Below are 21,588 nucleotides of genomic sequence, written 5' to 3' on the forward strand. Positions count from 1 at the left end.
GGCGAGACCGGCCTTGTTCAGGGCGTTGATGAACTTGCCCCTGGGCGCCCAGGGGTCCGAGGGCGGCGGGCCGGTGGGGAGGGGCATCACGGTGGCCGAGGGGGAGCGGACCTACGGCTCGCTCTGATGGGTGTGGTCGAGGCGTGTGGCCGTGGCGTCGTCGTCCCGGGTCCACGGGCTGGTCATGGCGTGTCCGTACGGTGCCCGGCCGGCCCCGCCGGCCGCGGCCCGCGCACCGTGGTTGGCAGCCAGGGGGCCGAGGGCCCGGGGCGGGTGCGGACGGGCATCACGGTGGGCGAGCGGGAGCGGGTCTCCGGCCCGTCCTGGTGGGTGTGGTCGTGGTGTCGACGTCGTTCCGGGTCCACGGCTGGTCGTGGCGTGTCCGTACGGTGCCCGGCCGGCCCGGATCAGCACCGGCAGTCGCCGGTCAGGCGATCACTCGTGCGGTGGCCGGGGCCGGGCGGCGGACGGCGACGGGGGCGAGTGCCGAGTACCCGGGCGGCAGGTCACCCCAGGCCGGGCGGCGTCCAGTCGGCGTGTCGCAGGATCGCCCGCGTCGTCACCCGGGACGGGGCCAGCCGCAGCGCGGTGTTGCGCAGGGTCACGGCGAGCGGATGGGACAGCTGCTGCCCCATCCGGCCCGCCTGCCGGGCGGCGCGGGCGACCGCCTGGGAGCGGGGGCGGCGCTCGGCGTCGTAGCGGGCCAGTGCCGAGCCGACCGACGGCTCACCGGCGAGCGCGGCGGCCAGCGTGACCGCGTCCTCCAGCGCCTGACAGGCGCCCTGGCCGAGGTTCGGCGTCATGGCGTGCGCCGCGTCCCCGAGGAGCGCCACCCGGCCCGCGACGAACGACCGCAGGGGCGTGGCCAGCTCGTGGATGTCGTGGTGGAGCACGTCCTCGGGCCGGGTCGCGTCCAGGAGCGCGGGGATCGGGTCGTGCCAGCCGCCGAAGCGGCGGCGCAGCATGCCGAGCGGGTCGGCGTGGCGGACCCCGGCGGGGGTGGTGAGCACCGCGTGCCACTCGGCCAGACCGTCGGCGAAGGCGATGTGCCCGAACTCCGCACCCCCGCCCCAGGTCAGCTCGAAGTCACCGCTCAGCTCCAGCGGCCGGCCGGTGACGGCCCGCAGCACCGTCGAGCCGCCGTAGACCGGGCCGGGATGGCCGGGGAACAGCAGTCCGCGCAACCGGCTGCCCACCCCGTCGGCCGCGACGACCAGGTCGGCGTCCACAACGCCGTCCCCGACCGGCACCCCCACCCGGTCCGGGGCCGACCGGTCCAGCGCGGGCACGGTGACCCCGACGTGCAGGCACTCGGCCGGCAGGGCGGCGCGCAGCAGGCGGTGCAGGACCGCGCGCCGGATACCGACGATCGGCGCGCCCAGCGCGCGTTCCAGGGCGGCACCGTCCATCCGGGCCAGCCAGCGGCCCTCAGGGGTGCGGGTGCCGCCGCTGTACTGCGGTCGGGCCGCCGCGCGCACGGCCGCTCCGACGCCGAGCGCGTCCAGGGCGCGCAGACCGTTGGCGTGCAGCGAGATGCCCGCGCCCGCGTCGGCCAGGGTGGCGGCCCGCTCCACCACCCGTACGTCCCAGCCGATCCGGCGCAGCCCGATCGCCGCCGCCAGCCCGCCTATTCCGCCGCCGACCACCACCGCCGTGCCGCCCATGCCGGTCCCCCTTCGATCCCGCTCCACCAGGTCTTCTACAGCTGTGCTTCTACAGCTGTGCTTCTACAGCTGTAGAAGACCGTACAGCGCATGCCCTACAGCTGTAGAAGCGGGGGTGTAGAAAGAGAGGGTGTCCACAGAACGACGTACCGTCCTCGCCGACGCGGCCATCGCCGTGCTCGCCGACGCCGGGATGCGGGGGCTGACACATCGCGCCGTGGACCGGGCGGCGCAGCTGCCTCCCGGTACCACGTCCGCCTACTACCGCACCCGCCAAGCCCTGCTCACCGCACTGGTGCAGCGCCTGGTGGCACTCGACCAGGGCGAGCTGCAGGAGATCGGAGCCCGGGTGCCGGTTCCGCGCACCGCAGCTGACATGGTCGCCGGACTGGTGCGGTTCGCCGCGGCGCGGCTCACCGGGGAAGGACGCAGGCGTTCCCTGGCGCGCTACGCGTGCGCGGTCGAGAGCGCGCGTCATCCCGAACTGCGCGAGATCCTGGTGCCGCGCGAGAACCGGGCGCGGCAGGCGGCGTGCGACTTTCTCGCCGCGCAGGGCGTGGCGGATCCGGAGGAACGCACCGTGACGCTGCTGACCTGTGTGGACGGCCTGATCTTCGACCGGCTGGTGAACGGCGGAACCGTGTCCGAGGAGGAGATCGGCGGCCTGGTGGCGGCGGCCCTGCGCTGAGCGGTGCGGCGACGGCGCCGCTCCTCTCCTTCACGGCGGCACCGCGCGCAGTGCGCGCAGCACCGCCCACACGACCGAGACCATCGGCACGGCCACCACCGCACCGATCACCCCCGCGATGATGCTGCCGGCGATCACCGAGACCGCGACGACGAGCGGATGCAGCCGTACGGCCCAGCTCATCACCAGCGGATGCAGGACGTGCCCCTCCAGCTGGCCGATGACGACGATCAGCGCCAGCACGGCCAGCGCCGTGATCGGCCCGCGTCCGGCCAGCGCGACGACCGTGGCGACGGCGAGCGCGACGGGCGAGCCCACCAGCGGTACGAACGCGGCGAAGAACTCCAGCAACGTCAGCGGCAGCGCGAGCGGCACCCGCAGCACGAGCAGCGAGATACCGACGAGGACGGCGTTGGTGGCGGCCACGATGATGATGCCGCGCGTGTACCCGGCGAAGGCCCGCCACGCCGCGTGCCCCGCCCGGTCCCACGCGGGACGGGCGCCGCTCGGCAGCAGCTGGTCGCGGATCCAGCCCCACAGGCGCTCACCGGAGTGGATGAAGAACACCGAGGCGAACAGCGCCAGCGCGACCCCGGTGACCAGCTCGACCACCCGGCTCAGCCCGCTGACGGCCCGGCTGAGCAGGCTGGACCGGTGCGTCGCGAAGTAGTGCGTCACCTGGTTCTCCAGCTCGGACAGCCGGCCGGGACTCATCCGGAACGGCGGCCGCCGTAACCACTCCTCGATGCGGTGCACCCCGCCCCGGAACTCACCCGCCAGCCGGGTCGACTCGCCCGCCACCGCGTTCCCCACCAGGGCCAGCAGGCCCAGCAGGAGCAGCACACTGCCCACCAGCGCCACGGCGACGGCCAGCGGCCGCGGCAGGATCCGGCTGAGCAGGTCCGTCAGCGGGCGCAGGACGGAGGTGACGACCAGGGCGAGGAAGAGGGCGACGGCGATGAGCTGGAAGCTGCCGAGGATGATGAAGACGCCGTAGACGACGATCCCGACGAGGATGAGCCGCCAGGCGTAGGCCGCCCCGACCCGCAGCCACGGCACCGTCCGCTCGGCCACCGGCACCGGTTCGGGTCGCTGGACGGCCAGGATCCGCACCGAGTACGCCGGCCGGCTGCCCAGCACCCGCCTCCCGCGGCGGTGGCCGCCCGCTCCGGCCGCCCGCCGACGCCCATCACCCTCCACCGATTCCGGCTCCTCTCCGCCACCCTGATGACGGTCGGTCACATGTACAGCACCGTAAGCGCACGTCGCGGACCGAGCGCGCGGAACGCGCCCGCGCGCGGTGTCCACCGGATGGCGCGTTTCGGTGCTGCTCACGCCGCTCGCCGGCGGGGAGACGGCCGGGAACCGCCCATGTCTACGACGGGACACGTCTACGACGGGACACGTCTACGACGCGACACGTCTACGACGGGACACCTCGATCCGGGGCCGGGCCGTCGGCACCGTCGTCCAGGAAGGTGAGCGTCTCGCCGAGCGGTGCCCGGTCGATGCGGGCGTACCGGGCCGACGGATCCGCGAAGCCGATCGACACGCCCGCGAACAGGACCAGTTCCTCCGGAGGCGACACGACGTCCGCGACCGTCCGGTGGTACACCGACCACGCCATCTGCGGACAACTGTGCAGCCCTTCGGCGCGCAGCAGGAGCATCACCGTCTGCAGATACATCCCGAGGTCGGCCCACTGCGCGGCGCCCATGTCGCGGTCGAGGTAGCACAGCAGCAGACAAGGGGCGCCGAAACAGCGCCAGTTCTCGTCCACGGCCGCCCGGCGGGCCTCCGTGTCCCCGCGCCGGATGCCCAGGGCGGTGAAACGCTGGGCGGCCGCCGCCGACCGCCGCTCCCGGTAGGGGGACTTCGGCCGCGGCGGATACATCCGGTACTGCCGCTCGTCCCCGGGATCGCCCGCCGCGGCGCGTGCGCCCGCGCGCTTCTTCAGCTCGGCCAACGGCGCACCGGTGAGCACATAGGTGTGCCACGGCTGGAGATTGCCGCCCGAGGGGGAGCGGGCGGCGGCGGTCAGAACCCGTTCCAGTGCCGCACGCGGGACCGGTTCCCCGGTGAAGGCCCGCACCGCCCTCCGGCTGTCCACCGCCTTGTACACATCCACCCGCGTGACCTCCCGGCTCCCGTCGACTCCGTCCTCCGCCGTACTGACGGAGGCCGGCCGGCGGATGTGACCGGAGTGTGCGGGAGGGGCGGCACCAGGCGACCGAGCACCGTCGGCGACCGGCGCGGACGGCGGGCGGTCACAGGACTTTCACAACCGCCCGGGGTGGGACGGACCGGGAGGGGGCACCCGGCAGACGTCGTCGGCAGAGAGGGATCCGCAGTGATCACCATCGCCGTACTGCTGCTTCCGGTCCTCAGCATCCTGCTGTACGGACTCGACCAGGTCGAGGACCGGTGGATCCTGCGGCCTCCGGCCGCCCGCCACAGCAGGCACCGCCGACTTCGCCGTACGAAGGCGGGCCGTCGCTGATCCGGGCCGTCACTGATCCGTCGCCGGGTTCTCCGCCGCCGGCGCCTCGTGCAGGTCGGCGCACCGCCGGTAGCGGGCGATCGCCCTGCCGAGTTCGAGCCGCTCCGGTTCGGTGAGCGTTCCGCCCTGGGCGTACCGCAGGATGTGCTCGGCGACCGTCCGCAGCTTGGTGTTGGTGCGCTGGGAGACGTCCCGCAGCGCCCGCCAGGCCTCTTCCGGGGCGATCCGTCCGAGGACGACCACGGCTCCGATGGCCTGGTCGATCACCGCGTGCGAGGACACGGCGCGCCGCAGCTGCCGGTTCTCTGTCATCAGCCGGTCGTACTCGGCTGCCAGGTCGGTGGAGGAGAGCAGGGCCAGCGGCTGGTGCCGGGAGAGAGCGAAGAAGACCATGGAGCGCCTTTGCGGGGGTGGTGGGGGGCGTCACTGCTACGCCTGCCCCCGGTGGGCGCCGGCACACGGATCGAACGAGCGACGGGGCACACCGTCACGCCGCACGGGCCGTGCCGTGCGGCGGGCACGTCCCTCCGCCGCTGCCGGCCCGACCGGGCTCTGCCGCGCGGATCCTCCCGGTGTCCGGCCTCCGGCCTCGCGCGCCCCGCGCCACACAGGCGTTCCGGCTGTTCCGGCGTCAACCCTCCTGCCCCGCCGGGCCCTCGCTCTCGGTCGCCCGGCCCACCGGCAGCAGGTCACGGATGTCCGCGGGCAGGGCGCCGGCCATCCGCTCGGTCAGCTCCGGGGCGAGCGCCGCGTCGAGCACCTCCAGCACGGCGGCGGCCTCCCGCAGGGCCGTGTCCTCGTCGGTGCACGCCCGGTCGGCGATGCGTCCGGCGAAGACGGCCAGCCCGAACCGCTCGCCCGCCGCGCCGGAGTCGGCGGCGGTCGAGGTGTCGGCCGCCTCCCGCATCGCCGCCGCCATGTCGGGCGGCAGCTGTGCCGCGACGTGCCGGGCCAGCCCGGACGGCAGCCGTTCCGACAGCGTGCTGACGACGGCGTGCGCGGCCCGTTCGGCCGAACCCCGGTCCGGCAGCTGGGCCAGTGCCTGCACCTTTCCGATCATCTCGTCGTGCTGCATGAGGCCGGTTCCTTCCTCACGAAGTCCTGACGGTGTGGTACGTCCCTCGCCGCGGGTGAGGCACGAGCCTCGGCCCGTCCCGGTGCCCGGTCATGTCGAGTACCCGGTTGCCACGCCCGAGTACCCGGTCGCGGCCGGTATCCGCCCCGGTGGAGTCACGGTCCCGTCGCCGGGTAGGCGTCGGCGGCGGACCATCGAACGACCGGAGATCGGGAACGGGATGTGAGGTGTGCATGATAGGAGCGGTGGCGGCGCCGTTGTGGGACGTGCACAACGGCCAGGGGCTGCGGCAGCTCGGCGAGCTGGGGCTGGCGCTGCTGCTGTCCAGCCTGATCGGCTGGGAGCGGGCAGCCCAGCAGAAGAGCGCCGGACTGCGCACCCACACGCTGGTCGGCATCGCGAGCGCGCTGATGATGGAGGTGTCCCAGCACGGGTTCACGGCGGTGCTGGGGCTGGAGAACGTCTCCTTCGACCCCTCCCGCGTCGCCGCGCAGATCGTGTCCGGCATCGGTTTCATCGGCGGCGGCCTGATCTTCGTCCGACGGGACGCCGTACGGGGCCTGACGACGGCCGCCACCATCTGGCTGACCTGCGCGGTCGGCATGGCCTGCGGCGGCGGACTGCCCATCCTCGCGCTGGCGGTGACCGCCCTGCACTTCCTGGTGGTGCGGGGCTATCCGCTCGTCACGTCCCGGCTGATCCCCGGCACGGCCGCCGGCACCTTCGAGGCGCGCCTGACCTACCGGACCGGGGTCGCGCTGCTGCCACGCCTGATGGAGACCTGCACCCGGCGCGGCTTTCGCATCGTGCAGGTCAAGGTGGAACGGCTGCCCGGCCGCACGGACGACGCGGCCCGGGTGCTGCTCGAACTGGAGGGCACCGGGGACTCCTCAGGGCTGGCGTCGGAGTTCTTCCAGGACGAGGGGGTGCTCGACGTCGAGGTGAGTGCGGCGGCCGACGACGAATAGCGGGCACGGCCGTCGCGGCGCGGGAGTCGCCGGTTGCCGGGTCCGGCTCCGCTCAGCCCTGCTCCGTCCGCTGTGTCCACGTCCAGGCGTACTGCAGCCCGTCCGCGACCGTCAGCGCGCCGAGGCCCCCGCAGACCAGGCGGGTGAGCCGGGGATTCGCGGCGTACGAGCACACCAGGGTGCCGACGGCCCAGGCCGAGGTGCAGAACGGGCAGGACAGCAGGTCGCCCACGGCGCGCCGGATGCCGTGGCCCCGCGGTTCGTCGATGACCTCGTTCGCCTCGCCCTCGTCCGCGCGGCGGGTGAAGGGCGCCCGCAGAAAGCTCGTGATCCTGTCCCGGGCCAGCAGCCTGGACGCCTTGTACGCCCCCGCACCCATCAGTAGGACGTCCCACGGCGGCACCTCGTCGGGCAGTCGGACACCCCGGCGCCGGGCCAGCACCGCGAAGGTGCCGGCGCCCGCCGTGAAGACGGAGGCGAGGGCGGCGTACCCGGCGAGAGGGACGTCGCCCTGGTCGTCGTACCGCACGGCGTCCGTCGCCATGAGACCTCCCGTACCTCCCCGCACGTGGGCCCGACCAGCATCGGGCCCGCCTCGAGTTCCCCGGGCCCGGTCGGCGACACGCACGCAAAGGGCCCAGGGTTCGGCGAGACAGCGGGGCGACATGCCGGGTGGGCGCAGGTTCGCCGGGGCGATGGGTGTACGGGGTGGACCAGGGCGGGCGATGTCGCGATGCCCTGTGACGTGGGCAATGCCACATATGACCTGGTTCGCAACCCCCTCCCTGTCCCGACCGGTGCCGGGCTACCGTTGCGTCGAGCCCTTGTTTCCCCTTCCCCTCGCATCTCGGACGGCCCGGCTGTGCTCACTGACCTGTCCCCCCTCATCGCCGCGACGGCACGCTGGCTGACGGTCGCCTATCCGCCCAGCGGCGGCGCGCTCGCCTCCGCCCTGTGCGAGGCGCAGGCCCGGCAGGCCGTGACCGTCGCCGCGTGGCTGCGCTACCCGACGGAGATCGACGCGGGCCTGGTCACGATGGCAGGTCCCGGTGGAGCCGCGCGCCTCGACTGGATCACCGGTACCGAGCGGGTGGATGAGGACGGCCAGGCGGACGACTGGGCCTGGCGCACGTGGGTGGACGAGGTCGTCGCCAGCTGGGCGGCCGGCCTGCTCACCGATCCCGAGCTGGCCGGGCTGGCCGTCGCCGCGCTCGCCGACGGCGAGCACGCCTCGGGCGCACCGGTGGAGTTCCGGCGCCTGGTCGCGCCGGACGACGGTGACCGGCGCGCCGCCGCGCTGCTGCGCCACCCCGACCTCGTCGCTCCCGTGGCCGAGCTGCACCTCGACCAGCTCCTGGACCGGCTGGGTACGGGCGGCGCCCTCGCCGCCTGAGCCCCTGCTCCGCCGGACGGTTCCGGCGTCCTGCGCGCTCATGACTGCACTGCGCCTCGCCAGGTAGACCCTCGTTCGAACACCCCGCCAGGCCGAGCCGCAGCCGTGCCCGTACACCCAGCCCGCTGGTACGCCCAGCCCGCTGGTACGCCCGGCTGCGCCAGTCCGCCCCGTTCGGCCCCTGCCCCCCGTCCGGCCCCTGCCCCTGCCTCCCCCGCCTGGCCCTTTCCCTCGGCCCGGCCCGAAGGTCCAGCCAGCCCCGCCGGCCCAGCCCGGTTCGCAGGCTTCAGCGTGTCCTGCAGGCACAGCCCGTTCCGTGTGGCGAGTCCGCCCCGCAGGCCCAGGTCCCGCCCGCAGGCTCTGCCCCGTCCGCTCGCCCAGCTCGACCCGCCGTACCAGCCTGATCCGCTGGCCCAGCCCGGCCCGACCTGCAGGAGGGCTCAGGTCCCGCCCCACTGGCTCAGCCCCGTCCGCGTGCCCAGCTCGACCCGCCGTACCAGCCTGATCCGCTGGCCCAGCCCGGCCCGACCTGCAGGAGCAGCCTGATCCGCCGGCCCAGCCCGACCCGCCGTACCAGTGACCTGGTCCGCCCAGTCAACCCTGCCCACCCAGCTCACCCGCCCCGACCAGCCCGAACCGGCGCGTCGGCCCCCCGTGTCGTACGCCCCCGCAGGGGTACTGCGGAGCTGATCCGTGGGCCGTTCGTCGCGGCGGCCGGTTTCGAGTGACTGCAGGCGGGAGAGGGCGATGGGCGCGCGAGGCGACGAGACATCGGTGGCCGGTGGCGTCGGGGACGCGGTGGCCCGGCCGGCCGAGGACGCCGGTGAACCGGCCCGCAAGGAGACCGGCGCCGTCCGGGACGAGATCATGACCGCGCTGAAACGGCCGGGCGCGTGCGGGCTGCTGCTCGCCGGGGCCGGCACCTGCGGTGTCCTCGTGCTGCCGGCCGCCCGCACGACCCTGCTGCGAGTCCTCGCCCCGGCCCTGCCGGAGCGCCCGGCCTCGGGTGTACTCAACTGCGCGTACGCCGCCGGGGCCGTGGGCCCGGACCCGGGAGCGCCGCATCGGATACGGGCCGCGGCCGGGGCCGCCGCGTGACCGCGCGGCGGCCGGCGGGCCGGTTGCTCCGGCCGAGTGGGAAGGCCCGGTCATGACCTTCAAGAACCCCGTGCACCGCGGCGGGGCGGGCCGCGGCCGGTTCGAGCAGTTCGCGGAGTACGCCTCCAACTTCACCAGCTCGCCGGTGTTCTTCCTCTTCTGCCTGCTCCTCGTCGGCTTCTTCGTCGCCGCGCACGTCGCGCACCTGCGGCTCGAACTGCTCCTGCTGGCGGGCGAGTCGATGACCGCGGTCACCCTGCTGCTCCTGGCGCTGCTGAAGAACGCCGAGATGCGCGCCGAGCACGCGATCCAGCGCAAGCTCGACGCGATCGCCGGGGCCCTGCTGGAGGCCCACTCCGGCGACCGGAGCCAGGCCTTCGAGGATCTGCGCAATGCGATCCGTATGGAGGAAGAGACCTGACCGGGGGGGCCAAAACCGCGCGGCGGTTCTTCACGGCACCCCGGTCGGCGACGACGATGCGATGTCATGGACATTTTGCTCGTCGCCAGCGCGTTCAACAGCCTCTCCCAGCGTGTGTACGCCGAACTGTCGGACCTCGGGCACCACGTCGACGTCGTCCTCGCCGCACAGGGCGCCGACCCCGTCCGCACCGCCGTCCGCGAGCTGCGGCCGGAGCTGGTCATCGCGCCGATGCTCAGGACGGCCCTGCCCGAGGACGTGTGGCGGGAACACACCTGCCTGATCGTCCATCCCGGCCCGCCCGGCGACCGTGGCCCGTCCTCGCTGGACTGGGCCATCGCCGAGGGCGCGGCCCACTGGGGTGTGACGGTCCTGCAGGCCGAGGCGGCGATGGACGCGGGGGCGATCTGGGCGTCGGAGCCGTTCCCGGTGGCGCCCGTCGGCAAGAGCGACCTGTACCGCAACGAGGCCTCCGACGCCGCCGTCACCGCCGTCCTCACCGCCGTACGGCGCTACGCCGAAGGCTCCTACAAGCCCCGGCCGCAGACAGACGACTCGATCAGCGTGGTCTGGCGCGACGCCTTCCGGCAGGAGCGGCGCCGCATCGACTGGGAACGGGACGACACCGAGACGGTCCTGCGCAAGCTCCGCGGTGCCGACTCGCAGCCGGGCGTCCTGGACGAACTCCGCGGCCGTGAGGTGTTCCTGCACGGCGGGCACCCGGAGGACCAGCTGCGCGGCCGCCCCGGCGAACTCCTGGCCCAGCGGGCGGGCGCCGTCTGCCGGGCCACCCGCGACGGCGCCGTCTGGATCCCGGAGCTGCGCCCCCGCAGGAACTCCGGTGACCCCGCGCCCTTCCGCCGCCCGGCCGCCTCCGTGCTCGCCGCGTGGGAACCCACCCTCGAGCTGCCGGAGGCCGCCGCCCCGCTGGAACTGCCGCCCGGCCGGCGCACCTGGACCGACATCCGCTACCGGCAGCGCGGCGACGTCGGATTCCTCGGCTTCTCCTGCCCGGGCGGCGCCATGAGCACCGACCAGTGCCGCCGCCTGCTGACCGCCTACGAGCACGCGCTCTCCCGCCCCACCCGCGTCCTGGTGCTCGGCGGGGCCCGCGACTTCTTCTCCAACGGCATCCACCTGAACGTCATCGAGGCGGCCCCCGACCCGGCCCAGGAGTCGTGGACCAACCTGAACGCCATGGACGACCTGGTCGAGGCGGTGCTGCGCACCACCGACCGGCTGGTCGTGGCCGCCCTCGCCGGAAACGCGGCGGCCGGCGGCGCCATGCTCGCCCTCGCCGCCGACCAGGTGTGGTGCCGCACCGGCGTCGTCCTCAACCCGCACTACCGGCGGATGGGCCTGTACGGCTCGGAGTTCTGGACGTACACCCTGCCGCGCCGCGCCGGGGCGGAGCAGGCCCGGCGGCTCACCACCGAGGCACTGCCCGTCAGCGCCGCGTCCGCCGAGCGGCTCGGGCTCGTGGACCGGCTCGTACCGGCCGGCACCGGCGCCTTCCCGGCCGAGGTCGAGCGGCTGGCGGCCGAACTCGCCGCCGCCCCCGGCCTGGCCGAGCGGATCGCCGCCAAGACCGCCGCCCGTGCCGCGGACGAACGCGAGCGTCCCCTCGCGCAGTACCGCGAGGCCGAACTGGCCCGCATGCACGCGATCTTCTTCGACCCCCAGGCCCCCTACCACACCCTGCGCTCGGCCTTCGTACGCAAAACACCCACCGGTTCCCCCCGGCCCCTGACCGCGCCCGCCGGAGACGTCCGGTGACGCCGCGCCTGCTGGTGGCGGGCGTCGGCAACATCTTCCTCGCCGACGACGCCTTCGGCCCCGAGGTGATCCGCGCCCTCGGCGGGTGCCCGCTGCCGTCCGAGGCGCGGGTGCACGACTACGGCATCCGCGGGCTGGACCTCGCCTACGCCCTGCTGGGCGGATACGACGCCGCCGTTCTCGTCGACGCCGCGCGGCGCGGCCACCGCCCCGGCACCCTCTCGCTGATCGAGGCCGAACCACCCGACGGCACCGTCGTGCCCGAGGCCCACGGCATGGACCCGGCGAAGGTGCTGGCCCTGGCCGCGCACCTGGGCGACGAGCCCCTGCCCCGCGTTCTCGTCCTGGCCTGCGAGCCGCAGGTGCTGCCGGCCGGTGACGAGGACATCCTGCCGGGGCTCAGCACACCGGTCCGGGAAGCCGTCCCCCGAGCCGTCGACGCGCTGCACACACTGGTCCCGGCCCTGCTCGCCGACCCCGCCGCACCCGCACCCCCGTTGGGCCGCCCGATGGAATCCGGGCCCCCACGCCCGGCTGCGCTGCCCGGTACGACGGCCGGCTGAGCGGAAGATCGGTGGAGCCCGGGCCACAGGGACGCGGCCCGGGCCCCACCGCCGCATCCGAGGAGCAGCGCCCATGTGCCGGTCCGACGTCAAGCAGGCAGTCCTGGCGAAGAACGACGACCTGGCCGCGGATCTGCGCGGCGACCTCGCCCGGCAGGGCGTGACCGTCGTCAACCTGCTGTCCAGCCCGGGCAGCGGCAAGACCGAACTCCTCGGCCGGGTCCTGGCCCGCGCGGTGGAGCAGGGGGTGCCGGTGGCCGCGCTGACCGCGGACCTGGCCACCGAGAACGACGCCGTCCGGCTGGCCCGTGCCGGCGCCCCCGTCCAGCAGCTGCTCACCGACGGACTGTGCCACCTGGAGGCCCGTCAGGTCCGCGCCCGGCTGGACGGCTGGCTGCCGGCCGACACCTCGGTGCTCTTCGTGGAGAACGTCGGCAACCTCGTCTGCCCGGCCGCCTACGACCTCGGCGAGACCCTGCGGGTCGTGCTGATGGCGGTCACCGAGGGCGAGGACAAACCACTGAAGTACCCCACCGCCTTCGGCTCCGCCCATCTGGTCGTGATCACCAAGACGGACCTCGCCGAGCTGGCCGGGTTCGACGAGACCGCCTTCCGGACGAACGTGCACCGGGTCAACCCGGGCGTGGAGATCGTACGGTCCTGCGCCCGCACCGGCGCCGGAGTCGGCACCCTCCTGGAGCGCGCCCTCGCCGCCCGGGACGGCGTACCGCACCGGCCGCCCCTCGCCCCGCGTCCGCACGGCCACCACCACGCCCCGTCCGCTCCCGTCGCATGACCGCCCCCGCCGCCGGACCGGTACGGCGTGTCCTCACCGTGCGGGGCACCGTGCAGGGCGTCGGCTTCCGGCCGTATGTGCACCGCCTCGCCGCCGGGCTCGGTCTGGCCGGGTTCGTCGGCAACACCGGGGACGGCGTGCACATCGAGATCGAGGGGCCGGCCCCGGAGGTGGACCGCTTCTGCGTCCTGCTCGCCGAACAGCCGCCGCCGCTCGCCACCGTCACCGCCGTCGAGGACGCGGTCCTGCCCGCGACCGGCGACACCGGCGCCTTCGCCATCCGCTCCACCGAGCGGGCCGCCGGCCGCACCCAGCTCCCGCCCGACACCGCCACCTGCGCGGACTGCCTGCGGGAACTGGCCGATCCGGGCGACCGCCGGCACCGGCACCCGTTCGTCACCTGCACCCACTGCGGCCCGCGCTTCACCATCGCCACCGGGATGCCGTACGACCGCGTGGCCACGACCATGGCCGGCTTCCCGATGTGCCCCTCCTGCGCCCGCGAGTACGGCGACCCCGCCGACCGGCGCTTCCACGCCCAGCCGGTCGCCTGCCCCGACTGCGGTCCGCGGCTCACCCTGGTCCCGGCCGACGGTCTCGGGGTCCGCCCGGCCCGGGACGCGGACGCCCTGGCGGCGGCACGGGCGCTGCTGGCCGCCGGGCGGATCGTCGCCGTCAAGGGCCTCGGCGGCTACCACCTGGCCTGCGACGCCACCGACGCCCGCGCCGTCACCGCACTGCGCGACCGCAAGGAACGCGGCGGCAAGGCCTTCGCGGTGATGTGCGCCGACCTCGGCACCGCCGAGCGGCTCGCGGTCCTCTCCGCCGCCGAACGAGCCGCGCTGACCAGCGCCCGGCGCCCCATCGTCCTGCTCCGCAGGCGCACCCCGGCAGACGGCCTCCGCCTCGCCGACCAGGTCTGCCCGGGCAGCCCGCACGTGGGCGTCATGCTGCCCTACACCCCCCTCCACACCCTGCTGTTCGGGCTGCCCGGCGATCCACCCGGCCCCCGGGCGCTGGTCATGACGAGCGGCAACCGCTCCGGCGAACCCATCGTCACCGACGACGCCGAGGCACTGACCCGGCTCGCCGGACTGGCCGACGCCTGGCTCGCCCACGACCGGCCCATCGCCTGTCCCTGCGACGACTCCCTGCTGCGGGTCCGCCCGGACGGCACCGAACAGGTCCTCCGGCGCTCCCGCGGTTACGTTCCCCGCCCCGTGCGGCTCCCGGTTCCGGTACGGCCCGTCCTCGCGGTCGGCGGCGACCTGAAGAACGTCCTGTGCCTGGGCGAGGGTGACCACGCCTGGTTCGGGCCGCACATCGGTGACATGGGCGAACTGGCCACGCTGGAGGCCGCCGAGCGCGCCGAGCGGCACCTGGCCGGCCTCTCCGGCGTCAGCCCGGCCCTCGTCGCCGCCGACCGGCACCCCGGCTACCACTCGACCCGCCGGGCCCGCCGGCGCGCCGCCCAACTGCCGGACGCCTCCCTTCGGTTGGTCCAGCACCACCACGCCCACATCGCCTCGGCGATGGCCGAGCACGGCCTGGACGGTACGGCCCCGGTGATCGGCGTCGCCTTCGACGGCACCGGGTACGGCGACGACGGCACCGTATGGGGCGGCGAGATCCTGCTCGCCGACTACACCGGCTACCGGCGCTTCGCCCACCTCACCCCCGCACCGCTGCCCGGCGGGGACGCGGGCGTGGCCAACCCCTGCCGGCTGGCGCTCGCCCGGCTGTGGGCGGCAGGGCTGGCCTGGGAACCGGACCTGCCCAGTGTCCGGGCCTGCACGGACGTCGAACGCGCCGTACTGCGGCAGCAGTTGGACCGGCGGGTGGCGTGTGCGCCGACCTCCAGCATGGGCCGGCTGTTCGACGCGGTGTCGTCCCTGGTCGGAGTGTGTCACCGGGCGGGATACGAGGCGCAGGCCGCGATGGAGCTGGAGGCGGCGGCGACCGAGGCCCGGGACACGGACACGGTGGCCTACCCCTTCGGGCTCACCGGGCAGCGGGACATCGACCCGGCGCCCGTGCTGCGCGCACTCCTGGGGGACCGGCGGCGCGGCACCCCCGCACCCGTCCTCGCCGCCCGCTTCCACCGGGGTGTCGCGGCGGCCGTCGCCGGGATCTGTCACCGCGCCCGCGCCGAGACCGGCCTGGCCACGGTCGCCCTCACCGGAGGCGTCTTCGCCAACGGCCTGCTGGAACAGGAGTGCACCGCACGGCTGGCCGCGGCCGGCTTCACGGTCCTGCGGCACGGCGAAGTACCCGCGAACGACGGAGGGTTGGCGCTCGGTCAGCTCATGGTCGCGGGAACAGTGAACAACCACGAGACGGAGTGACCCATGTGTCTGGCAGTGCCCGGCAAGGTCGTGTCCATCGACCACAGCGCCGACCCCCTGACCGGGCTGATCGACTTCGGCGGGGTGCGCAAGCAGGCGTGCCTCGAGTACCTGCCCGACGTCCGGGTGGGGGAGTACGTCATCGTCCACGTCGGCTTCGCCCTGCAGCGGCTGGACGAGGAGTCGGCCCGGGCGTCCCTCGAGCTGTTCGAGCAACTGGGGCTGCTGGAGGAGGAGTTCGGGGACGCCTGGGAGCAGGCGGCCCGGCAGGAGAGCGGGAGTGAGGCCCGGTGAAGTACATCGACGAGTTCAACGACCCGGACCTGGCGCGCCGGCTGCTGGACGAGATCCACGCCACGGTCACCCGGCCCTGGGCGCTGATGGAGGTCTGCGGCGGCCAGACCCACTCCATCATCCGCCACGGCATCGACCAACTCCTGCCGGACAAGGTCGAGTTGATCCACGGACCCGGCTGCCCGGTGTGCGTGACGCCCCTCGACGTCATCGACAAGGCCCTGGAGATCGCCGCCCGCCCCGGGGTGATCTTCTGTTCCTTCGGGGACATGCTGCGCGTGCCCGGCACCGACCGCGACCTGTTCCAGGTCAAGGGCCAGGGCGGTGACGTCCGCGTGGTGTACTCCCCGCTGGACGCGCTCGACCTCGCCCGCAAGCACCCGGACCGCCAGGTCGTGTTCTTCGCCATCGGCTTCGAGACGACCGCGCCCGCCAACGCCATGGCCGTCCACCAGGCCCGCCGCCTCGGCCTGGACAACTTCAGCCTGCTGGTCTCCCACGTCCGGGTCCCACCCGCGATCGAGGCCATCATGGCGGCCCCGGAATGCCGGGTGCAGGGCTTCCTCGCCGCGGGGCACGTGTGCAGCGTGATGGGGACGGCCGAGTACCCGGAGCTGGCCGACCGGCACCGGGTGCCGATCGTCGTGACCGGCTTCGAGCCGCTGGACATCCTCGAGGGCGTCCGCCGCGCCGTCCACCAGCTGGAGCGCGGCGAACACCGGGTGGAGAACGCCTACCCGCGCGCCGTACGGGAACGGGGCAACCCGGCCGCCCTGCGCATGCTGGAGGAGGTCTTCGAGGTCGTCGACCGCAACTGGCGCGGCATCGGCCGCATCCCCGAAAGCGGCTGGCGGCTGTCCGACGCCTACCGGGCCTACGACGCCGAGCACCGCTTCGACGTCGCCGGCATCCGCACCGAGGAACCCGCCGTGTGCCGCGCCGGCGAGGTGCTGCAGGGCCTGATCAAGCCCACCGAGTGCGAGGCGTTCGGCACGAGCTGCACCCCGCGCACGCCGCTCGGCGCCACCATGGTCTCCAGCGAGGGCGCCTGCGCCGCCTACTACCTGTACCGCCGCATGAACGCCCCGGCACCGCAGGGATCCCGCATGCCGCAGTCCCAGCAGGAGGAGATGAACCCCGTTGGCTGACCTTGCCACCGAACCTGCCGTCGACCCCGCGAACTGGACCTGTCCAGCGCCCCTGCGCGACCAGCCGGTCGTCGTCATGGGCCACGGCGGAGGCGGCGCCCTGTCCGCCGAACTGATCGAGCAGGTCTTCGCCCCCGCCTACGGCAACCCCACCCTGGCCGCCCTCACCGACTCGGCCGTCCTCGACCTGGGCGGGGCCCGGCTGGCCTTCTCCACGGACTCCTATGTCGTACGGCCGCTGTTCTTCCCCGGCGGCAGCCTCGGCGACCTCGCCGTCAACGGCACGGTGAACGACCTGGCGATGAGCGGCGCCCGGCCCGCCTACCTGTCCACCGCCTTCGTCCTGGAGGAGGGCGTGGAACTGGACGTCGTCCGCCGCGTCGCGCGGGCCATCGGCGCCGCGGCCGAGACGGCGGGGGTCACCGTCGCCACCGGCGACACCAAGGTGGTCGAGTCCGGACACGGCGACGGCGTCTACGTCACCACCGCGGGCGTGGGCCTCGTACCGGACGGCGTCGACATCCGCCCGCAGCGGGCCCGGCCGGGCGACGCCGTCATCGTCAGCGGGCCCATCGGGCTGCACGGCGTGGCGGTCATGAGCGTGCGCGAGGGCCTGGAGTTCGGCGTCGAGATCGTCTCCGACACCGCCCCCCTGGCGGACCTCGTGGCGGCCATGCTGGCGGTCACGACGGACCTCCACGTGCTGCGCGATCCGACCCGGGGCGGACTCGGTGCGTCCCTGAACGAGATCGCCCGCGCCTCCGGCACCGGCGTGCGGCTGCACGAGCGGGCCATCCCGGTCCCGGAGGAGGTCGCGAACGCCTGCGGCTTCCTCGGCCTGGACCCGCTGTACGTCGCCAACGAGGGCCGGCTCGTCGCGTTCGTGCCGCCGCGGGACGCCGAGGCGGTCCTGGCGGCGATGCGGGCGCACCCGCAGGGCCACGGGGCCTGCCTCATCGGGGAGTGCGTCGCCGACCACCCGGGCATGGTCGTCGTCGCCACCGGCCTCGGCGGCACCCGCGTGGTGGACCTGCCGCTCGGGGAGCAGCTGCCCAGGATCTGCTGAACGGGTGATGCGGCCCCGCCCTCGGGGCGGGGCCGCATCACCCCTCGATTCCCGTGATCTCCAACTCCCGGCCACTGCGCAGCTCCTGCGAGGGCCGGTCGCAGGACGGGCACCAGAAGAACGGCGGCATGCCGACCGCGAACTCCTCGGCACACCCGCCGCACCAGGCCCGCGCGGCCACCTCCTCGACGACCAGGTCCGCCCCGGCGAGCGCCGTGCCGTCGCGGGCCACCTCGAAGGCGAAGTGCAGCGCGTCCGGCACGACACCGGCCAGCTCACCGACGCGGACGGTCACCGCGGTCACACGGCCCGCCCCGTCCGCGCGGGCGATCTCCTCGGCCTGTTCCACGATCGCGGTCGCGATCGACAGCTCGTGCACGAGCGGCTCACGGGTACCGGCGCTTGGCGCGCAGCCCACCGGTCATCCGGTAGATGCGCACCTCGCGCAGGATGCCCGGGAGTTCCTTGACGAGCAGGGCGGCCACGACGCTGCCGACGAGCGCGCCCTGGGCCATGAGCAGCTGCCGTCCCGACATCTCCGCCCGCTTGGGCCTTCTGCGCATGCCAATGGTCATTGCTGTCATGTTCCGCTCTCTCATCCGGGCGAGATGTTCGGCATGCCCTTCACCAGGGCGTCATGCCGTTTCCAGTGGATACCGGTGGAACGGCGCGCATCGGAGGTGCCGTCCTTGTGGTGTCCGGTCTGATGCTTGTACGGGCCCTTGTTGCCCTGGTGAAGTCCCCGCACGTGGCTGGGCGTGTCGGGCTTCGCCTGGGGGCGGCCCACGCGGATGCTGCCCATGTCGGTTCTCCTTCCGGGTCTCACGACCGCTCGGTCAGCTCCTTGAAGAACTGTTCTACGGCCGGCCAGACCCGGCCGCCACCGGACAGGCCCTGCCACTCGCGGCGGACCAGCGCGATCATCCGGTAGCAGTCGTCGACCGGCACGATCCAGTGCGCGTCGAAGCCGCGCACGGTGTTCACCAGCAGCGCCTCCACGTCCGGTGCCAGCGACGCGAGCTGCGGGACCGTTTCGGCCAGCCGCCGCCAGGCGGCCGCGTCCACCTCCCAGCGCATGGCCCCGGCCGGGCTCGGGCCCTGCGCGGTGACCGTGCCGTCGGAGCGCGGGACGAAGAACACCAGGCCCACCGGGACGCCCAGCACCGCCGTGTCGACCGGCGGCAGCCGCAGCCGCCGCCGGGGCACCAGCCGGTAACGGCCCGCCGTGTCGTCGGCGAACAGCACCGAGCAGGGGCCGCACACACACCGCGGCTCGGCCGCCCCGGTGTCGTACAGGTGGGCGTGGTCCCCGGCCACGCGGGCCGCGCACAGCTCGCAGACCTCGGACCGGGCCGTCACCGCGCGGTCGGCCGCGGAGCGGATGACGCGGGCGAGCGCTCCGTCCACGGTCACCGCGCCTCCTGCGACGCGGCCCGGCGCTTGATCGTGGTCAGCGGTACGAACGCCGGTGCCGCCCGGCGCTCGCCCTGCACCGTCTCCACCCCGGTCAGCTCGGGGGCGACACCCAGCACGGCCGCCCGGACCGCCTCGGTGACGTCCGAGGAGCCCCCGCCGCACCCGGAGCCGCACCCGCCACCGGAGCTCAGCCGCACCCGCGCCACCTGCCCGTCGACCCCGGCCCACGCCAGGTCGCCGCCGCGCTCGCGGACCGCCGGCCGCAGCTTCTCCACCGCACGGGCGGCCCGGCGCTCCGGGGGTTCGGGGTGGATCCCGTGCAGGACCAGGAGATGCCCGGCCAGCTCGTCGTCGGCGAGCCGCTCGCGCAGTCGCTCGTCCGCGTGGTCCAGCACCCGGGCGAGCGCCTCGCCGTAGACCTCGGTCAGCAGCCGTACCGCCTCCAGGGCGGGGCCGGGCGTGGCCTCCAGCGCGGCCAGCACCTCGTCGAGACGGGCGAGCCGCGCCTCCACCGCCCGGTCCGCGAGCCGCACGGCGGGCTCAGCCATGGTTGGCCCCGTACGTCGGCGAGTGCACGGTGGTCAGGGTCCTGCCCTTGCCCATGTACATGTGGACGCCACAGGGCAGACAGGGGTCGAAGCTGCGGACGGTACGCATGATGTCGACGCCCTTGAAGTCGTCCGGGCCGTTCTCCTCGAAGATCGGCTGGCCCTGCACGGCGTCCTCGTAGGGGCCGGGCGTGCCGTAGATGTCACGCGGGCTGGCGTTCCACGGGGTCGGCGGGTACGGGTGGTAGTTGGCGATCTTGTGGTCCCTGATCACCAGGTGGTGGGAGAGGACACCGCGCACCGCCTCGTGGAAACCGCAGCCGATCGACTCGTCCGGCACCTCGAAGTTCTCGAACACCTTCGTGTCGCCGTTCTTGAGCATCCCCATCGCCTCCTCCAGGAACTGCAGGGCCATGGCGGCGGCGTAGGCGATGAAGTACGGCCGGGCACGGTCGCGTTCGAGGGTGTTGCTCCACTTCGGCGGGCGCCACTCCAGGGTCGTCTCGGGCAGCTTCTCACCCTTGGGCAGGGTGATGCGGACGCCGCCGCCGGTCGCCTTGACGTACGGCGTGTCGACCAGGCCGCTCAGCGCGGTCGACCACAGCCGGGCGAGCGGTCCGCCGCCGGTGTCCAGGGCGAGGTGGTCGCCGGTGTCCGGGTGGTACCAGCGCGGGCTCATCACCCAGCTGTAGTTGCCGTCGAAGTCCCGCTTCTGCGGCACCGGCACCGTGGTCTGGTTCCACGGGTGGCGCATGTCGACGGGGTTGCCGAGCGGGTCGTGCGTGACGAACGGGTCCTCGTTCACCCAGTCCTCGTAGAAGGAGCTGCCCAGCATGATGCGCAGCCCGAGGTTGATGTCGATCAGGTTGTTGGTGACCAGCTTGCCGTCCACGACGACACCCGGGGTGACGTACATGGCCCGGCCCCACTCGTTCATCGACGCGTAGCGGTAGTCGACGACGTCCGGGTTCTGGAAGGCGCCCCAGCAGCCCAGCAGGATGCGGCGCTTGCCGACCTCCTCGTAGCCCGGCAGGGCCTCGTAGAAGAAGTCGAACACGTCGTCGTTCATGGCCACCGCCTTCTTGATGAAGTCGATGACACGCATCAGGCGGCTGAGGTAGTCGGTGAAGGTGCTCGGCTGCGGCATCGTGCCGACGCCGCCCGGGTACAGCGTGGAGGGGTGCACATGCCGCCCCTCCATCAGGCAGAACATCTCCCGGGTGATCCGGCTGACCTTCAGCGCCTCCTTGTAGACCTCGCCCTCGAAGGGGTTGAAGGCCTTCATGATGTCGGCGATGGTGCGGTAGCCGTGCACGTCCCCGCGGGGCGCGTCGGTGCGCTCGGCGCGGGCCAGCAACCCGGGGTTGGTGGCCTTGACCATCGCCTCGCAGAAGTCCACGAAGACCAGGTTGTCCTGGAAGAGCGTGTGGTCGAAGATGTACTCCGCCGCCTCGCCGAGGTTGGTGATGTGCTCGGCCAGTTTCGGTGGTTTCACCCCGTAGGCCATCTGCTGGGCGTAGTTGGAGCAGGTGGTGTGGTTGTCGCCGCAGATGCCGCAGATCCGCGAGGTGATGAACCCGGCGTCACGGGGGTCCTTGCCCTTCATGAACACCGAATAGCCGCGGAACAGCGACGAGGTGCTGTGGCACTCCACGACTTCCTGGTTGGCGAAGTCGATCTTCGTGTAGATACCGAGGTTGCCGATGATCCGGGTGATCGGATCCCAGGACATGTCCACGATCTGGGCGGGTTTGCGTTCTGTCGGCCGCGATTCGGTGGTGGTCATCTGCGGTACTGCCCCTCGCTGTTCGGGTCGGGCGGTTCGTTGG

Annotated in this window: 25 protein-coding genes; 13 read left to right on the top strand and 12 right to left on the bottom strand. The window is 73.7% G+C overall.

The window, feature by feature from the left end; translation table 11 throughout:
• Positions 1–506: 506 nt before the first annotated feature.
• The gene (locus tag ACWC94_RS40030) at positions 507–1,664 is read right to left on the bottom strand and encodes an FAD-dependent monooxygenase (RefSeq protein WP_450802440.1); all 1,158 of its coding nucleotides are present in this window, start codon (positions 1,662–1,664) and stop codon (positions 507–509) included.
• Between the two features lie 130 nt (positions 1,665–1,794).
• Here ACWC94_RS40030 and ACWC94_RS40035 point away from each other — a divergent pair, with 130 nt between their 5' ends.
• Positions 1,795–2,352 (top strand): TetR/AcrR family transcriptional regulator, encoded by a 558-nt coding sequence (locus ACWC94_RS40035; protein WP_450802442.1) that lies wholly within the window; start codon positions 1,795–1,797, stop codon positions 2,350–2,352.
• Between the two features lie 30 nt (positions 2,353–2,382).
• Here the strand turns inward: ACWC94_RS40035 and ACWC94_RS40040 are convergent, their stop codons facing one another.
• On the bottom strand, positions 2,383–3,552 hold the full coding sequence (locus tag ACWC94_RS40040) for an AI-2E family transporter (RefSeq protein WP_450802444.1): 1,170 nt from the start codon (positions 3,550–3,552) through the stop codon (positions 2,383–2,385).
• A 223-nt stretch (positions 3,553–3,775) separates the two neighbouring features.
• Positions 3,776–4,480 (bottom strand): nitroreductase, encoded by a 705-nt coding sequence (locus ACWC94_RS40045; protein ID WP_450802445.1) that lies wholly within the window; start codon positions 4,478–4,480, stop codon positions 3,776–3,778.
• Positions 4,481–4,702: 222 nt separating this feature from the next.
• Here ACWC94_RS40045 and ACWC94_RS40050 point away from each other — a divergent pair, with 222 nt between their 5' ends.
• Entirely contained in the window at positions 4,703–4,852 is a 150-nt protein-coding gene (locus ACWC94_RS40050; protein ID WP_450802447.1) for a hypothetical protein, read from the top strand.
• 9 nt (positions 4,853–4,861) lie between these two features.
• Here the strand turns inward: ACWC94_RS40050 and ACWC94_RS40055 are convergent, their stop codons facing one another.
• Positions 4,862–5,245, bottom strand: a complete 384-nt coding sequence (locus ACWC94_RS40055; protein WP_450802449.1) for an ANTAR domain-containing protein — start codon at positions 5,243–5,245, stop codon at positions 4,862–4,864.
• A 238-nt stretch (positions 5,246–5,483) separates the two neighbouring features.
• Positions 5,484–5,927 (bottom strand): DUF2267 domain-containing protein, encoded by a 444-nt coding sequence (locus ACWC94_RS40060; protein ID WP_450802450.1) that lies wholly within the window; start codon positions 5,925–5,927, stop codon positions 5,484–5,486.
• A 233-nt stretch (positions 5,928–6,160) separates the two neighbouring features.
• Between ACWC94_RS40060 and ACWC94_RS40065 the strand changes: the two genes are divergently transcribed.
• Complete coding sequence (locus tag ACWC94_RS40065; protein WP_450802452.1) at positions 6,161–6,895, top strand: MgtC/SapB family protein; 735 nt, start codon at positions 6,161–6,163, stop codon at positions 6,893–6,895.
• A 52-nt stretch (positions 6,896–6,947) separates the two neighbouring features.
• On the opposite strand, the gene ACWC94_RS40070 is transcribed toward ACWC94_RS40065, so the two are convergent.
• The gene (locus tag ACWC94_RS40070; protein WP_450802453.1) at positions 6,948–7,439 is read right to left on the bottom strand and encodes a DUF1360 domain-containing protein; all 492 of its coding nucleotides are present in this window, start codon (positions 7,437–7,439) and stop codon (positions 6,948–6,950) included.
• Positions 7,440–7,757: 318 nt separating this feature from the next.
• On the opposite strand from ACWC94_RS40070, the gene ACWC94_RS40075 reads away from it, so the two are divergent.
• The 10 genes from ACWC94_RS40075 (at position 7,758) to hypE (ending at position 17,795) form a co-directional block, all read left to right on the top strand.
• A complete protein-coding gene (locus ACWC94_RS40075; RefSeq protein WP_450802454.1) occupies positions 7,758–8,288 on the top strand; it encodes a hypothetical protein in 531 nt (176 codons plus the stop codon).
• A 747-nt stretch (positions 8,289–9,035) separates the two neighbouring features.
• Positions 9,036–9,386: a hypothetical protein gene (locus ACWC94_RS40080; protein ID WP_450802456.1), complete on the top strand. Its 351-nt coding sequence runs from the start codon at positions 9,036–9,038 to the stop codon at positions 9,384–9,386.
• Between the two features lie 52 nt (positions 9,387–9,438).
• Complete coding sequence (locus tag ACWC94_RS40085; RefSeq protein WP_450802457.1) at positions 9,439–9,807, top strand: hypothetical protein; 369 nt, start codon at positions 9,439–9,441, stop codon at positions 9,805–9,807.
• A 66-nt stretch (positions 9,808–9,873) separates the two neighbouring features.
• Positions 9,874–11,583: a hydrogenase maturation protein gene (locus tag ACWC94_RS40090; protein WP_450802458.1), complete on the top strand. Its 1,710-nt coding sequence runs from the start codon at positions 9,874–9,876 to the stop codon at positions 11,581–11,583.
• Positions 11,580–12,146 carry a hydrogenase maturation protease gene (locus ACWC94_RS40095; RefSeq protein WP_450802460.1) on the top strand — a complete coding sequence of 189 codons (567 nt, stop codon included), beginning with the start codon at positions 11,580–11,582 and terminating at the stop codon, positions 12,144–12,146. The genes ACWC94_RS40090 and ACWC94_RS40095 overlap by 4 nt, the downstream gene beginning before the upstream one ends.
• 73 nt (positions 12,147–12,219) lie before the next feature.
• Positions 12,220–12,942 (top strand): hydrogenase nickel incorporation protein HypB, encoded by a 723-nt coding sequence (hypB, locus tag ACWC94_RS40100; RefSeq protein ID WP_450802461.1) that lies wholly within the window; start codon positions 12,220–12,222, stop codon positions 12,940–12,942.
• Positions 12,939–15,287, top strand: a complete 2,349-nt coding sequence (gene hypF / locus ACWC94_RS40105) for a carbamoyltransferase HypF (protein WP_450802462.1) — start codon at positions 12,939–12,941, stop codon at positions 15,285–15,287. Before hypB ends, hypF begins: the two co-directional genes overlap by 4 nt.
• Before the next feature lie 3 nt (positions 15,288–15,290).
• Positions 15,291–15,581, top strand: coding sequence for a HypC/HybG/HupF family hydrogenase formation chaperone (locus ACWC94_RS40110; RefSeq protein WP_450802464.1), 291 nt, complete (start codon positions 15,291–15,293; stop codon positions 15,579–15,581).
• Positions 15,578–16,729, top strand: a complete 1,152-nt coding sequence (gene hypD / locus ACWC94_RS40115; RefSeq protein WP_450802465.1) for a hydrogenase formation protein HypD — start codon at positions 15,578–15,580, stop codon at positions 16,727–16,729. Before ACWC94_RS40110 ends, hypD begins: the two co-directional genes overlap by 4 nt.
• The gene (gene hypE / locus ACWC94_RS40120; RefSeq protein ID WP_450802466.1) at positions 16,722–17,795 is read left to right on the top strand and encodes a hydrogenase expression/formation protein HypE; all 1,074 of its coding nucleotides are present in this window, start codon (positions 16,722–16,724) and stop codon (positions 17,793–17,795) included. The genes hypD and hypE overlap by 8 nt, the downstream gene beginning before the upstream one ends.
• A 37-nt stretch (positions 17,796–17,832) precedes the next feature.
• On the opposite strand, the gene hypA is transcribed toward hypE, so the two are convergent.
• Genes hypA through ACWC94_RS40150 form a run of 6 tightly spaced genes read right to left on the bottom strand, consistent with a single transcriptional unit; the run spans position 17,833 to position 21,545 of the window.
• Positions 17,833–18,174, bottom strand: coding sequence for a hydrogenase maturation nickel metallochaperone HypA (hypA, locus tag ACWC94_RS40125; protein ID WP_450802468.1), 342 nt, complete (start codon positions 18,172–18,174; stop codon positions 17,833–17,835).
• 7 nt (positions 18,175–18,181) lie between these two features.
• On the bottom strand, positions 18,182–18,370 hold the full coding sequence (locus ACWC94_RS40130; RefSeq protein ID WP_450802469.1) for a hypothetical protein: 189 nt from the start codon (positions 18,368–18,370) through the stop codon (positions 18,182–18,184).
• A gap of 20 nt (positions 18,371–18,390) precedes the next feature.
• Complete coding sequence (locus ACWC94_RS40135; RefSeq protein WP_450802471.1) at positions 18,391–18,597, bottom strand: hypothetical protein; 207 nt, start codon at positions 18,595–18,597, stop codon at positions 18,391–18,393.
• Between the two features lie 20 nt (positions 18,598–18,617).
• Positions 18,618–19,208: a DUF5947 family protein gene (locus ACWC94_RS40140; RefSeq protein WP_450802472.1), complete on the bottom strand. Its 591-nt coding sequence runs from the start codon at positions 19,206–19,208 to the stop codon at positions 18,618–18,620.
• Entirely contained in the window at positions 19,205–19,759 is a 555-nt protein-coding gene (locus ACWC94_RS40145; protein ID WP_450802473.1) for a NifU family protein, read from the bottom strand. The genes ACWC94_RS40140 and ACWC94_RS40145 overlap by 4 nt, the downstream gene beginning before the upstream one ends.
• A complete protein-coding gene (locus tag ACWC94_RS40150; protein ID WP_450802474.1) occupies positions 19,752–21,545 on the bottom strand; it encodes a nickel-dependent hydrogenase large subunit in 1,794 nt (597 codons plus the stop codon). The genes ACWC94_RS40145 and ACWC94_RS40150 overlap by 8 nt, the downstream gene beginning before the upstream one ends.
• Positions 21,546–21,588: the final 43 nt, after the last annotated feature.

The sequence above is a fragment of the Streptomyces sp. NPDC001135 genome (genome assembly GCF_053598395.1).